The sequence below is a fragment of the Sphingomonas sp. Leaf198 genome (assembly GCF_001424005.1).
GTDB lineage: Bacteria > Pseudomonadota > Alphaproteobacteria > Sphingomonadales > Sphingomonadaceae > Sphingomonas.
In genome coordinates, this window is the sequence record NZ_LMPX01000001.1 from 974,448 (window position 1) to 988,156 (window position 13,709).

Genomic DNA, 13,709 nt, shown 5'->3' on the forward strand with positions numbered 1-13,709 from the left:
AGGCGATGCGGGGCTGTTCACGCGTCGCCGGGGTCAGTTTTTCACCATCATGGTGCAGCCGACAGGCTTACCCTTCCTCTCAGCGTCCGGGCCCGGTTCTCCCGCCGCCGGGCGGGGTGCCGGTCACATCATCTGGTCCCCTGCTCAGTATTGGCGGAATGCGCCGTTGCTGTCGGTCGGCTTGCGAACCAGCAGCCTTGCCGGACGGTGCGATCGGCGAAGGTTTTGGCGTAGCCAACCTACCGATTTCGCCATGCTGCGCCGTTCCACGCTCGCGCTTGGCGCGGTCGGCAGCTATCTCGGCGAGCCGCTGTTGCGTCTCCGCCTCACGGTCCGGATTGGACAGCGCGCGTCGCTCGGGCAGCGACAGACCATCGGTGTCGATCGTCCACCGTCCAGCCTCGTCGCGCACCGGCAGGCGTTCCATCTCCTCCAATTTAGTAAAGGCGTGAGCCCATGACCGTTTTAGAATTTCAGCCTCGCGAGCACGAACAGCCTCCCGAACATCGGGCCGGTCGCCAGCAGGTTTGGGCGGCGGGGCGGAATCTGAACCGATCGTGCGTCCCGATCCATTCGGCGCTGCCGGCCGTAGCGCTGGTTTGGCAGGCGGCGCAGTGACGACGGGGTCCATCTGGTTTTTCGTCGCAACTCTGGGTCTGTCGGCAATCTTGCCTTTGGCCAGTTCCCCCTCCCTCCTTCGCACATCCGGCTCGGTGATGGCCGGCGATATCGGGACCACCCGAGATGGTGACTTGGGCTGCATGGCCTGCCACCGAGCAGCCAGATCGGGATTTGTCAGGACATGACCCAGCCCGTTCCGCTGGGCGAGCTGAAAGGTGCGCTCGCGGAACTGCTCGTCGCCGTTGACGGACACCTTGCCGTCGAACTTCAGCGCCGCCAGCCGCAAGGCCGCCAGCATCGCCTGGTCATCCTGAATGACGACACCGATCCTCGTGCCGCGATCAACGAACGCGGTCGGATCTTCCGGCCCTCGCGCGTAGCGCACGCCGTCCGAACACGGATAGCCGTGATAGCCATCGATCTCGCTGGGTAGATGTGTCGTGCGGATAGCGCCGCCGCTGAAGTGCGGCAGTTCCGTTACCCGCAGGCGATTTCGCCAGCGCGAAACGAACGTGACTTCGCGACGAGCATAATACCAGCTCTCCAGATCGGGCGGCGGTGGCATCAACCTTGCCCGACGCTCCCGCTCCGCAGGACGCACCTGTTTCTTCTCATCCAGACTTTCACGGACCAAAGCTGCCCGCTGCTCACGACCAGCCTGCTGGTGCTGGCGCCAACGTTCGCATTCGGCGCGATATTCGTCGGCGCGGAACGCTTCGGCCAGCCGATCACCGTTTGGATCACGAAGCACGTCGTTGATCGCCGCTGCGCGCGGCTCGAACGCCCCGATCCGTTTCTCGACCTGCGTCCGGGTGATCGCCCGATCCACGCTCGACGCCTTCACCCGCTCGTCGCCGACCGTCAGCGTCACGCCATTGGTGCCGACGAGGTCGTAGCGGATCCCGACCTCCGCCAGCGCGGCATGCAGGTCACGCCATGACCGCGCCGCCTTGATGCGCGGCACCGCCTCCTCCTGCACGATCCGTTGCGCCGAGCGATAGCCGGTCCGGTTCTCATACGCCGCCGCCTTCGCGCCGATCGGCTTGCGCCCTTCCGACTGCCGTGCCGCGGCACCGGCGGCCATGACTGGCCTGCCGTCCACGACCGCATAGCGGGCGTCGGCTTCCGCCTGCCAGCCGAACCGATCGACGATGAGGGCGACCGCCTGATGCGCCGCTTCGCGGGTGAAGCCATCGTTGATCTCGATCATCCGCCGCGCCAGCGGGTCATAGCGGTTGAGCGCGAGATGGACGTGACGATTGTCGGTGTCGCCATGGCAGGCATAGATGCAGGGCTGGCCGCCAACGCCGAGGTGCTCGACGAACATCGCGACAGTCTCGTCGATCTCCGTCGGCGTCGGCAACTCGCCCTCGCGCCAGCTGAGCAGCCAGTGATCGATAGGGTTGGGGCTGCGGCTAGCCGCCTGGGCCACGGCGATCATCTCGGCGCGTTGCCCGTCGATGTCGCTGCTGACGAAGTTGCGCGCACCGATATGGAAGAGGCGCTCGCCTTTCGTATCGCCGAGCTTCTCGCTCAGCATATAGGCAACCTGGTAATCCTTCTCCGCGCTCTGCTTCTCGGGCTGCCGGAGATAGTCGACGAGGTTGCGGGCATGTCTCGCCCGCTCGACCGTCGCATTGCGTCCGGCAGGCCGTGCGGGGATATGCTTCACGATCACGGGGCGGGCGCCTTCTCGTCATCGCCCACCACGTCATCCAGTTCGTCGACGAGCCCACGGATCGCGGCGCACACGTCGCCGAGCGTATCGGCGATCACGAACTCATCGACACCCGGCTTTTCGGCAAGCTGCTGGATGCGGCGACCCGCGACATGCAGCGCGGCGATCTTGCGCAGCGCATCGCGATTGCGCACGCCTCCGCCGAACAGTCGCGCGCGAACATAGGCGGAGATGCCTAGTTCGCCCGCCTCGCTCACCAGACGCTGTCGCTCCTCGGCATTGACCCGGAAGACGATGCGGTCCCCGGTATCGACCCGCGCCGCACGCTTGCCACGTTCCTGACGACGCGGTCGAGCACCTTCGTCCTGGCTCACTGCCCCTCCCCTGCGACAAGCCCCGGCGCGGAGCAGGTCTGCGATAGCAGATTGTGGTGTCATACACCACCCATCCTGCTACCTCCTTTCCTCCTTCGACAGCGCAGGCGTAGGCCGGAGCTGCTCCTTTCCTTGTTACTCCCTCATGACTGCCGTGGAGCGGATGAAGGTCAGGCGATTTCCGGCGTCGCGGCCCCTGTCTGCCGCTCGAACAGGCGGCGATAGTGGCCGTCATCGACCACCAGCAGATCATCATGCGATCCATCCTCGACGATCCGCCCCGCCGCGAACACGAGGATGCGGTCGAGCGCACGAACGGTCGACAGCCGGTGCGCGATGACGATCGCGGTGCGGCCGACCATCAGCCGCTCCATCGCCTGCTGGATCGCGGCCTCGGATACGGAATCAAGGCTGGAGGTCGCCTCGTCCAGGATCAGGATCGGCGCGTCGGCGAGAAAGGCCCGCGCGATCGCCACGCGCTGGCGCTCGCCGCCCGACAGCTTCACACCCCGCTCGCCGACCAGCGTGCGATAGCCTTTCGGCAACGCCGCGATGAAGTCATGCGCGTTGGCAAGCCGGGCGGCCTGCTCGATCTCTGCCTGGCTCGCTTCGGGACGACCATAGCCGATATTCTCGGCCAGCGTGCGGTGGAACAGCACCGGCTCCTGCGGCACGATCGCGACCTGCCGGCGCAGCGACGCTTGCGTCGCCAGCTTCACGTCCTGCCTGTTGATCGTCACCCGGCCGGCATCGACGTCGTAGAGTCGCTGGATCAGCTTCACGAAGCTGGTCTTGCCGGAACCCGATGGCCCCACCAGCCCGACGCGCTGCCCGGCGGGAATGGTGACGGTCAGATGCTCGTAGAGCGGCCAGTCCTGGCCGGCATAGCGGAAGGTCACGTCCTCGAACCGGATTGCGCCCGCCTCAATTGCGATCGGATGCGCGTCGGCGCGATCGGCGACACCCAGCGGCTCTTCGTGGAGCGCGACCAGTTCCTCCATCTCGTTCACCGACCGCTGGAGCTGATGGACATACTGGCCGATGTCGCGGAGATAGCCGTTCAGCACGAGATAGCTGGTAACGACATAGGCCATGTCCCCCGCGCTCGCCTGCCCGCGCGACCACAGCCATAGCGCCGCCCCGGTGGCCGCGATGCGGATGAGCCAGAGCAATGCGAGCTGGCCGGAGCCGGCCCAGGTGAACGCCATCCAGGTCCGGCGCGTGCGCCGGTGCCATTTGGCGACGGTCCGCGCGAGCAGCGCTTCTTCCTGCGCCTCGCCGCCGAAGGCCTTCACCACCGCGTTCGTGCCGATTGCATCGGCCAGCACGCCGCCCATCTTCGTGTCCCACTGGTTCGACAGCCGCGCGATCGGCGCGAGCACCCGCGTCGCCATCCCGACCGTAAGCGTGATATAGGCGAGCGCACCCACCCCCATTACCAGTCCGAGCAACGGCCAGTGCGCGGCGAGCAGGACCACCGTTCCCACCAGCACCGTCAACGACGGCAGCAGCGAGAGCAGCAGCACGTCGTTGAGCGTATCGAGCGCCCACATGCCACGCGTGATCCGCCGCACGGTCGATCCGGAGAAGGCGTTGGCATGCCAGTCAGTCGACAGCCGCTGGACCCGTGCGAACGCCTCCTGCGTCACATCGCGCATCATGCCGAGCGTCAACGGCGTGATCGCCCACCAGCCCAGATGGCGGAACAGCACCATGGCCACACCCAGCGTGGCAATGGCACCGAACGCCAGCCATGCCGCACCGGCATCGCCGCCACCGACGGCATCGATCATCCGGCCGGCATAGAGCGGCACGAACACCTCGGTCAGTGTCGACAGCAGCATCGCCGCAACACAGGCAGCGGCGAGCAACGGTGTCCGGCGCCACAGGCGGAAGGTGAAGGACAATACCTTGCGCAGTACGGAGGCGCGCGGAAACAGGTCTTCGTCGTCATCGGTCATGGAGAGATTACCGCACCATAGGGCGCGGTCCTTGCGTCAGCGATATAGGAAACGGCTCTTATCGAAAGCCGCGCAGGTCAGCGGCGGAGCAGGCCGCCAATGCGTTGAACCCCACGAAGGAGCGTGATCTGATCGGTCATCGTCGCCCCTTCCCTGTGAATCGCTGGACGACACGCTGATAGCAGATGATGCCGTGCATCTCCATCCCGACAGGTGCGACGACGATGCGCCGTCAATGCGCCAGTCGTTCGGCGAGAAAATCGACGAACGCCCTGACGCGGGCGGGCACGGTCGCGCCGCCCACGAACACCGCATGGATCAGCTCTACGTCGCCGGGATTATACTTCTCCAGCAACGGCACCAGCCGTCCCTCGGCGATCGCATCCACCACGCTGAACCGGCCGACACGGGTGACGCCGACGCCCGCAGCAGCGAGTTGCCCGAGCGTCTCGCCGTTGTTCGCCTCGATATTGCCCCTCACCGACAACGACATATCTCGACCGTCGCGGCGGAATGGCCAGCTCGGTTCGACCCGGCGGAAGTCGAAGTTCAGGCAGTTATGCCCGTGCAGATCCTCCGGCACCACCGGCGTCCCACGGAGCGCGAGATAGTCCGGTGCAGCGACGATCACCCGCCGGCTCTCGCCCAGCTTGCGCGCGGTCAGGCTGCTGTCCGACAGCGGGCCGAAGCGGATTGCCACGTCGGCCTGCCCACCAGCGACGTCGACCAGCGCGTCGGTCAGCGCGATGTCGATCAGGATGTGCGGATAGAGGTGGGCGAAGTCCTTGAGCAGCGGCACGACACACAGCCGGCCGTGCGACAGCGCCGCACTGATCCGCAGCCGGCCGCGCGGCGCCCCCTGATCGGCGATCTGCTGCTCGGCATCGTCGAGGTCGGCCAGGATCCGCCGCGCGGCCTGGAGATAGGCCTGCCCCTCGGCGGTCAGTGTCAGCATACGGGTCGAACGCAGCAACAGCCGCACCCCGAGACGCGCCTCGATCCGATCGATCGCGCGCGCGACCGCCGACGCCGTCAGGCCGACCATCCGACCAGCCGCGGAGAAGCTGCCCTGCTCCACCACTGCGGCGAACAGCGCGAGCGAGCGGGCACGATCGGTTTCGCCGGTCAGCTTTGCATCCAACGCACAGCTCCTTCGCATCTCCACCGGCTTATGGCCCGGCGGCGTTCTCGCCATTTATGCGCCTGACGGAAAGCATGGAAGGGTGGCAGATGGAATATCGACAACTGGGCGCATCGGGACTGCGGGTGCCCGCGCTGTCCTTCGGCACCGGCACGTTCGGCGGCACCGGACCGCTGTTCAGTGCATGGGGGCAGAGCGACGCAACGGAGGCGCGGCGGCTGGTCGACATCTGCCTCGATGCGGGTGTCACGCTGTTCGACACCGCCGACGTCTATTCCAATGGCGCGTCGGAGGAGGTGCTGGGCGCCGCGATCAAGGGTCGACGCGACGCAGTAATACTCTCGACCAAGACCGGCCTGCCGCTCGGCGACGGACCGCAGGATTGGGGCGTCTCGCGCACACGGCTGATCGGCGCGGTGGAAGCGTCGCTGCGTCGGCTCGGCACCGACCATATCGATCTGCTCCAGCTCCACGCCTTCGATGCCTCGACGCCGGCCGAGGAACTGATGGGCACGCTCGACGGGCTGATCACGGCGGGCAAGGTCCGCTATGCCGGCGTCTCCAACTATCCCGGCTGGCAATTGATGAAGGCGCAAGGCCTCGCCGACCGCCATGGCTGGCCCCGCCTCGTCGCGCACCAAGTCTATTACTCGCTGATCGGCCGCGCCTATGAAGCGGACCTGATGCCGCTTGGCCACGACCAGGGTGTCGGCGCGCTGGTCTGGAGCCCGCTCGGCTGGGGCCGCCTGACCGGACGGATCGGGCGCAACCGTCCGATCCCTGCAGCCAGCCGCCTGCACGATACCGAACAGTTCGCCCCACCGGTCGAGGCCGAGCATCTCTACCGCGTGATCGATGCTTTGGAGGCGGTTGCGGCCGAGACGGACAAGAGTGTGCCGCAGATCGCGATCAACTGGCTGTTGCAGCGGCCGACCGTCGCCTCGGTCATCATCGGCGCGCGCAACGAAGCGCAGCTACGCGACAATCTTGGCGCGGTCGGCTGGGCGTTGACGGCCGAGCAGATCGCAACACTGGATGCGGCAAGCGCCGTGCTGCCGCCCTATCCGCACACGCCCTACGTCCAGCAGGAGGGCTTTGCCCGCCTGAACCCGCCGCTCGTCTGACGACAGGGATTAATTCCATGAAACTCAATCCCCCTCTTCTAGCGCTCGCCATGGGTGCGTTCGGCATCGGCGTGACCGAGTTCGCGGCGATGGGCATGTTGCCGGGCATCGCATCCGATCTCGGCGTCTCGATCCCTGCGGCGGGACTGCTGGTCAGTGCCTATGCGATGGGCGTGCTGATCGGCGCGCCGCTGATGACGCTGACGACCGGCCGCGTGAACCGGCGGACGCTGCTGGTCGGGCTGATGGCCATCTTCACACTCGGCAACGCGCTGTCGGCACTGGCGGACGGCTATTGGACCCTGATGGTCGCGCGGGTCGTCACCTCATTCAACCATGGCGCCTTCTTCGGCGTCGGCTCGGTGGTCGCCGCCAGCATCGTGCCGCCCGACCGGCGCGCGGGCGCGGTCGCCGCGATGTTCACCGGCCTGACGGTGGCCACGATCGGCGGGGTGCCACTGGCCACCTGGGCCGGCGAGGCGCTCGGTTGGCGCACCGCCTTTGCCGGGATCGCCGGCGTCGGTGCGGTGGCGATGGTGGCGCTACGCGTTGCCCTGCCCTCGCTTCCGGCATCAACCGATGGCGACATCGCGGCCGAACTCCGCGTGCTGACGCGTGGACCGGTGCTGGCGGCGCTGGCGCTGACCGTGGTGGGCGCCAGTGCGATGTTCACCGTCTTCACCTACATCGTCCCGATCCTGCGCGAGGAGACCCAAGCTTCGACGGCGTTCGTGACGGCAATGCTGGTGCTCTACGGCATCGGGCTGACGATCGGAAACACGCTCGGCGGACGGCTGGTAGACCGGTCGATCGAGCGGACGCTGGTCGCCAGCTTCACCGTCCTCGCCGTGGCGCTGATCGTGTTCGCGGGCGTCATGCACTGGCCGTGGCCCGTCGCCGCCACGATCCTGATCTGGGGCATCGCCAGCTTCGCCATCGTGCCGCCCCTGCAGATGCGGGTCATGGAGGCGGCAGCCGACGCGCCCAACCTTGCCTCGGCGATGAACATCGGTGCGTTCAATCTCGGCAACGCGATCGGTGCGGCGCTCGGCGGCGGGGTGATCGGTGCGGGGCTCGGCCTGCCGGCGGTGTCGCTTGCCGGTGCCGGCATGGCCGCCGCCGCGTTTGCGATGCTGCTGGCGTTCCAACGCCGGCCACGTTCTGACGCCTGCCCCGCTTGAGTTAAGGCCATCACCCCTCGAGCGAATTGGCCACTATCTTCAACCCGTGCGGAATACCGCTTCATCGTGATAGGGTGAGCGGTATTCCGCTTGAAGTTCGCTGGACGAGCATCGGTCGAAGACATTGTCGGCACGGCTCGACGGGGCGACGCTCGCGCAGGGGTTCGTGGCAGATCCGCATCCGGCTCCGCCCCTGGGCTGGCTCAGCCCCTTCCGGTGGGACGCTGGCGCGCCAGCCAGACGGTGCGATTTCCGCAATCCGGATCCTCCACCACATGCGCGACGACATCGAAGCCGTTCGCGTCCAGCAGCTTGCGATACTCCTCGGGATCAAGGCTGCCGTGATAGAGCGGCTCACCCTCCAGCGCTCCGATCGCAGCGCCTTCCGCATTGCCACTGGTGAACATGAGCGCTGCATCTCGATTGGCATGTGCCGCGAAGCGCGGAAACATGCCGCGCTGCTCTTCCGGCGACAGATGGAAGAAACTGTCCCATGCAAGCAACCCGGCGAACCGCCGCCCCAGTGCAAGCTCGCGCATGTCGCAGCGAGAGGCGGTCATGTCCGGGAGGTTCTGGCGAAACAGCGCCAGCATCGTTTCCGCCGCATCCACCCCAGTCACGTCGAACCCGCGGCGCGCAAGATCCCGCGCGAGCGGCAATCCGGAACCACAGCCGATATCGAGGATCGCCCCGCCAGCGGGCAGCAGGGCGCAGAAGCGGTCCAGCCATTTGGCTTCGACCAATCTGGCAGTCCGCAGCGCGGCCCATGCGGCGCCATGGCGCTGGTAGAGCTCGACGACGGACCCGCTCTCGCGCGCGGTCATGCCGGACCACCTTCACGGACCGGCTGGATCAGATCCCAGCGGTTGCCATAGGGATCTTCGAACACCGCCACCGTGCCATAAGGCTCGTGTCGCGGCGGTTCGGTGAAGCGAACACCGCGATCGATATAGCCCTCATAGTCACGGGCGAAGTCGTCGGTCTCCAGAAACAGGAAGACCCTGCCGCCCGCCTGATCGCCGATCGCGCGACGCTGACGGTCATCGACGGCACGCGCCAGCAGAAGGCCGCTCGCAGCCCCCGGCGGTGCCACCACGACCCAGCGTTTGGCCTCTGCGACCACTATATCCTCGCGCAGCTCGAAGCCGAGTGAACCCACATAGAAGGCGATGGCGTCGTCATAGTCATCGACCAGTAGCGCGGTCAGGCTCAATCGCTGGGGCATCATGACTCCGGCGGGAGGGAAACGTGGGCCTAGATTTTCTCCGACAATCGTCCCGGAAGCGCCAGCCTCCCCGGACGGCTTGGGTTTCGCTTGCGACGGGTGGTCGATGCCGAACGGCCGGAACCGGCTTGCCGTTTTGTGCCCATCGTTGTACCCATCGCTGTGCAACCCGCCAACACACGGGTCGTGCGATGACGTGAAATCAGGCACTTAGCTTGAGATGAAATTAGGTCGGGAATCCTGTCTCCCCGACCATCAATGGAAAACCGTTGTTTTGCAGGCAGCTAGCGTTCCGCGCTGTAGGAAGTGCTGGAGCGTTTGCTGTAGCATAAGGCGTTGAATGGCGCCGAGACCTCCGTCTCATACCGAATGCGGTTTCGGCGAGCTTTGCACTTTAAGTTGTTGGTCAACTTCCTGCATACGGCTCGCGGGGGTAGCAGGCACATGGCGAACGAGATTGATTGGGCAGGCTGGGCTCAGGCTGCCACCGGAGCCGTTGCTCTTTTAGCCGTTCTCACCTCAATAAAGACCGTCTGGACAAGGCTTCGCTATCGCTTTGAAGCCGTGTGCATACCCGAGGCATTAGATCGTTCGGGAGGTGGAACGCACTGGACGATCTGGATCAAAAAATAAATCCATGACAATGCGCCCGCTGGACGTGTTAATTCATTCTCGACGGCCACGTAACGTAGTAGGATTCGCTTCTATTGAGACACCGAACGATGGCGGCGTCTTGGTATCGAAAGCCGACTCTTCGTCCGGTTCACTTGACATCAAAGCCGAACGAGTCGCTAGGAACCGGATTATCAAGATAAAGGTCGTCTTCTCTGCTCCAGATATTCCCGAATTTCACAGTCCCGTTCACAATCTTTCCACAATAATTAATTTGAACACCCGAAGCGGAAGATAATACCTCACGGCCATGTAGCGACTGCGCATGTTCGCTTGATGATGCTTATGTTTCAATTCGCAGCTTTTACCGGCTTTATCTTAATCCGCCTCGGGGTGTTTGCATCTAGTAAGTGAGCCGGAGTGTGCTTTTTGACACGCACTTTTAGCACCACTGAACGACACAATAGGGTTCCACCCTATTGATGTTCCACCGCACGAATCATTTGCGGGGGAGCAATACGTCTATTGGGACGACCAACAACGCCGCGACGGTCGCGACGGCCGACATTCTTGAACTGAACGTGATCGGCGATGCCATATTTGCCTCGCGGACTTTTCCTGTCAATTATTAGGTTCTATTCCCATCCTGTCTCCCCGACCATCGTTTTCGGAGCATCCTGTACTGAGACGCTTTCGGCCAAGGCCGAGACGAGCAAGCCCCGTCGCAGGCTCCAGAACCCACGATTTCGGCCTGTCGCTGCGTTTTCAGACACGCGAAACTGCCGATTGCATTTGCGATGTCGTCGCGCGATGACACGCGCGCCATCGGTCAATTCCGGCGGTAGGCGTGTCTTTTAGGGGCGGTGTATGGCATTGAAAACCTTGGCGTTTGCTGCTTTCGTGCTTCTGGCCCCCGCGCCTGCATCCGCCGCATGTCAGATCGGCAAGATGCTGGAATTGCCGGTGACGATGGCAGGCCGTCGGCCGATGGTTACCGCACAGTTCGGCGGACGCGATGCGCGCATGATCCTCGACAGCGGTGCGTTCTACAGCATGATCGCGCGTGCGACCGCCACGGAGTTCGGACTGAAGGTCGATTCGCTTCCCGGCAATTTCCGGTTGAAGGGCATCAACGGCGACGCATCCGCTGGGTATGCCATGGTCCAGAACCTTACATTGGGTGGCGTGACGGTCCCCAAGATTTCGTTCGTCGTCGGTGGCAGCGACACCGGAACGGCGGGTTTGCTCGGGCAGAATATCCTCGGTCTGCGCGATGTCGAATACGACCTGCCCCACGGGATGGTCCGGCTGATGGTGGCGAAGGATTGCGGCAAGGCGAACCTCGCCTATTGGTCCGGCGACAGGCCGGTATCGACGGTGAAGCTCAGCGGGTCGGAGGCCGGTCCGTTCAAGCCGCACACCATCGGCACCGTCCTCGTCAACGGCCACGCAGTTCGCGCGGTGTTCGATACCGGGGCGCCATCGTCGGTCATGACCTTGGCGGCCGCCAAGCGCCTGGGCGTGACCCCGAGCTCGCCGGATGTCGTTGCCGATGGCATGAGCAGCGGGATCGGATCACGCCAGCTGCGCTCGTGGTACGCGCCGTTCGACACGATCGATATCGGTGGCGAAGTCATCCGGAAACCAAAGATCCGCATCGCCGAACTGACCCTGGTCGATGCTGACATGCTGATCGGCGCCGACTTCTTCCTGACGCACCGGATCTTCGTCTCGAATGCGACCCGGACGATGTTCTTCACCTATGAAGGCGGACCCGTGTTCGGCCTGTCGCCGTCCGGCGCACGCAGCGCCGACGGCAAGGCGATCGATCTCGCCGACAAGGGGGCCGAACCGACCGATGCCGCCGGTTACAGCCGGCGCGGCGCGGTCCTCGCGTCGAACCGGAAGCTCACCGAGGCGCTCGCCGACTTTGACAAGGCGGTCGCGATGGCACCGAACGAAGCACGATATTATCAGCAACGTGCGATGGCCCGTCTCGCCAATCGGCAGATGCTGCCAGCCTTGTCTGACCTCGATCGTGCCATCGCGCTCGCGCCGGGCGACGGAGATGCGCGTATTGCTCGTGCCGGGCTACGGTTGAGTGGTGGCGATCGCGATGGCGCGACCGCGGATATCAAGGCGGCGGATGCGTCGCTCGCGCCTTCTTCCGATCGGCGGCTGACGCTGGGTGGACTGTATGACCGGATCGAGATGCCGGCGGCCGCGCTGGTGAATTACGATCAGTGGCTTCGAGCCCATCCCGAGGACGCCACGCGATCGACGGCGTTCAACGGGCGGTGTTGGGCGCGTGGCCAACTGAACCGCGAACTCGACAAGGCGCTGTCGGACTGCAACGCCGCACTCCGGCTGATTCCCGGAAATGCGGCGTATCTGGACAGCCGGGGGCTCGTCCGACTGCGTCGCGGCGAGTTCGACGCCGCGCTCGCGGACTATGACGCAGCGTTGAAGATCAATCCCCGCAACGCCTGGTCGCTCTATTCGCGCGGGGTGGCCGCTGCGAAGGCCGGCAGAGCAAGCGAGGCTGCAAGCAACAAGGCTGCGGCATTGGCGATCGCCCCGCATGTGGCCGATCGCGCAAAAAGGATCGCGCTCGAATAAGACACGCCTCGAAGGTTCAACCCTTCGTCGTTTTGCGCCTCTGCAAGCCAAGCGTCCCCACCCGCGTGCGCACCGCGCTGACCGTCCTGCCGAAGGACTCGGCTATCTCGGCGACGTCGACACCCGACTTGTATTGTTGAACAAGCTGCCGGTCGGCTTCTGGAAGCCAGCATTCATGTCCCATGGCGATCCTCCTCAGGCTCCTAGCTACGGACACGCGCGCGCGTTGGATGCGGTGGTCTTACTTTCGGTCGTCCCTGGGGGATGGGAGGCTCGCAAACCATTTACTCGGACCCACGAAGTGCGGATAAGCTGATCGCATGGAAAATACTGCATCGCCGCTCGACCTGTTCACTCGTCTTGAGATCGCCATCGTGGAGCGTAACGAAGCCGCCGAGGCTTTCGACGTCTTCAAGCAGGACGCCGCGATGGCGCACGCGCCCGATCCGGGTGCCGCACCAACGGTGTCGAGCGACGATGCGGCCGAGATGGCGGCGCAGGAAGCCGCCACGTTCATGGCCGAAACCGATGCCTTGTTGCACGGCGCATCGGATGCAGACTTGCTCGACGCGTATCGGCAGTCGGGTGGCGACATCGGCAACCCGGTTGCCGAGGCGGTGTTGGGCGAGATCAGGCGCCGCGATCTGTCGATCTGAGCGCCTTCGCATCCAGCCAAAGGCGGTGACATCGATTGCGATCGGTCATCGACGTTCGCGATGGCAGACGACGGCTTGCGCTGTTGCCCGAGGGCAGGCAGTAGACGCGTGAATCCAAGGAGTTCCAGCATGGCAAACAGTCTCGAAATCGACCAGTCGAGCGTCGTCGACAACGACGTCGAGAAGCAGATCGAATTTACCGGCGAGTTCGACGGCGACGAATATGAGTTCGCGGTGAAATACGCGGTTCTCAAGGAACTCAGCGGCGACGAGCCCGAGGACGACGGCATCGAGCTGTTCAACCGCTTCAACGACGACATCATCGACGCCTGCCTTGCCGCGATCGAGCGCAAGCCGTCGGCAACCACCGTCGTCGTCGACGAGAACGACCTCGAATAAGCCGGCAGCCGCGGCGTAGCGGCTTACCGGGTGATCGTAGCGCTGTCTGCGCTGCAACCGATACGAATACGGCCTGCTCACCGCTAAGGGTGGCAGGCCGTTTTCGCGTAATCTCAGG

At 64.7% G+C, this 13,709-nt stretch carries 11 protein-coding genes; 5 read left to right on the forward strand and 6 right to left on the reverse strand.

What is annotated here, in order from left to right; genetic code table 11:
* Nucleotides 1-79: 79 nt before the first annotated feature.
* The 4 genes from ASG20_RS04450 to ASG20_RS04465 all read right to left on the reverse strand — a co-directional run bounded on the left by ASG20_RS04450 (nucleotide 80) and on the right by ASG20_RS04465 (nucleotide 5,775).
* The gene (locus tag ASG20_RS04450) at nucleotides 80-2,161 is read right to left on the reverse strand and encodes a relaxase/mobilization nuclease domain-containing protein (protein WP_443025869.1); all 2,082 of its coding nucleotides are present in this window, start codon (nucleotides 2,159-2,161) and stop codon (nucleotides 80-82) included.
* A gap of 134 nt (nucleotides 2,162-2,295) precedes the next feature.
* Nucleotides 2,296-2,673: a hypothetical protein gene (locus ASG20_RS04455; RefSeq protein ID WP_056049015.1), complete on the reverse strand. Its 378-nt coding sequence runs from the start codon at nucleotides 2,671-2,673 to the stop codon at nucleotides 2,296-2,298.
* 170 nt (nucleotides 2,674-2,843) lie between these two features.
* Nucleotides 2,844-4,634: an ABC transporter ATP-binding protein gene (locus tag ASG20_RS04460; RefSeq protein WP_056049018.1), complete on the reverse strand. Its 1,791-nt coding sequence runs from the start codon at nucleotides 4,632-4,634 to the stop codon at nucleotides 2,844-2,846.
* A gap of 232 nt (nucleotides 4,635-4,866) precedes the next feature.
* Nucleotides 4,867-5,775 carry a LysR family transcriptional regulator gene (locus ASG20_RS04465; protein WP_056049021.1) on the reverse strand — a complete coding sequence of 303 codons (909 nt, stop codon included), beginning with the start codon at nucleotides 5,773-5,775 and terminating at the stop codon, nucleotides 4,867-4,869.
* A gap of 89 nt (nucleotides 5,776-5,864) precedes the next feature.
* On the opposite strand from ASG20_RS04465, the gene ASG20_RS04470 reads away from it, so the two are divergent.
* Nucleotides 5,865-6,899: an aldo/keto reductase gene (locus ASG20_RS04470; RefSeq protein ID WP_056049023.1), complete on the forward strand. Its 1,035-nt coding sequence runs from the start codon at nucleotides 5,865-5,867 to the stop codon at nucleotides 6,897-6,899.
* Nucleotides 6,900-6,916: 17 nt separating this feature from the next.
* Nucleotides 6,917-8,080 (forward strand): MFS transporter, encoded by a 1,164-nt coding sequence (locus tag ASG20_RS04475; RefSeq protein WP_056049026.1) that lies wholly within the window; start codon nucleotides 6,917-6,919, stop codon nucleotides 8,078-8,080.
* A gap of 203 nt (nucleotides 8,081-8,283) precedes the next feature.
* Here the strand turns inward: ASG20_RS04475 and ASG20_RS04480 are convergent, their stop codons facing one another.
* Nucleotides 8,284-8,904: a class I SAM-dependent DNA methyltransferase gene (locus tag ASG20_RS04480; RefSeq protein ID WP_056049028.1), complete on the reverse strand. Its 621-nt coding sequence runs from the start codon at nucleotides 8,902-8,904 to the stop codon at nucleotides 8,284-8,286.
* Entirely contained in the window at nucleotides 8,901-9,293 is a 393-nt protein-coding gene (locus ASG20_RS04485; protein WP_330218656.1) for a VOC family protein, read from the reverse strand. The genes ASG20_RS04480 and ASG20_RS04485 overlap by 4 nt, the downstream gene beginning before the upstream one ends.
* Nucleotides 9,294-10,784: 1,491 nt before the next feature.
* Between ASG20_RS04485 and ASG20_RS04490 the strand changes: the two genes are divergently transcribed.
* The 3 genes from ASG20_RS04490 (at nucleotide 10,785) to ASG20_RS04505 (ending at nucleotide 13,591) form a co-directional block, all read left to right on the forward strand.
* On the forward strand, nucleotides 10,785-12,536 hold the full coding sequence (locus tag ASG20_RS04490; protein WP_056049031.1) for an aspartyl protease family protein: 1,752 nt from the start codon (nucleotides 10,785-10,787) through the stop codon (nucleotides 12,534-12,536).
* 320 nt (nucleotides 12,537-12,856) lie between these two features.
* Nucleotides 12,857-13,192 carry a hypothetical protein gene (locus ASG20_RS04500; RefSeq protein ID WP_056049038.1) on the forward strand — a complete coding sequence of 112 codons (336 nt, stop codon included), beginning with the start codon at nucleotides 12,857-12,859 and terminating at the stop codon, nucleotides 13,190-13,192.
* 129 nt (nucleotides 13,193-13,321) lie between these two features.
* Complete coding sequence (locus tag ASG20_RS04505; protein WP_056049042.1) at nucleotides 13,322-13,591, forward strand: DUF1488 family protein; 270 nt, start codon at nucleotides 13,322-13,324, stop codon at nucleotides 13,589-13,591.
* Nucleotides 13,592-13,709: the final 118 nt, after the last annotated feature.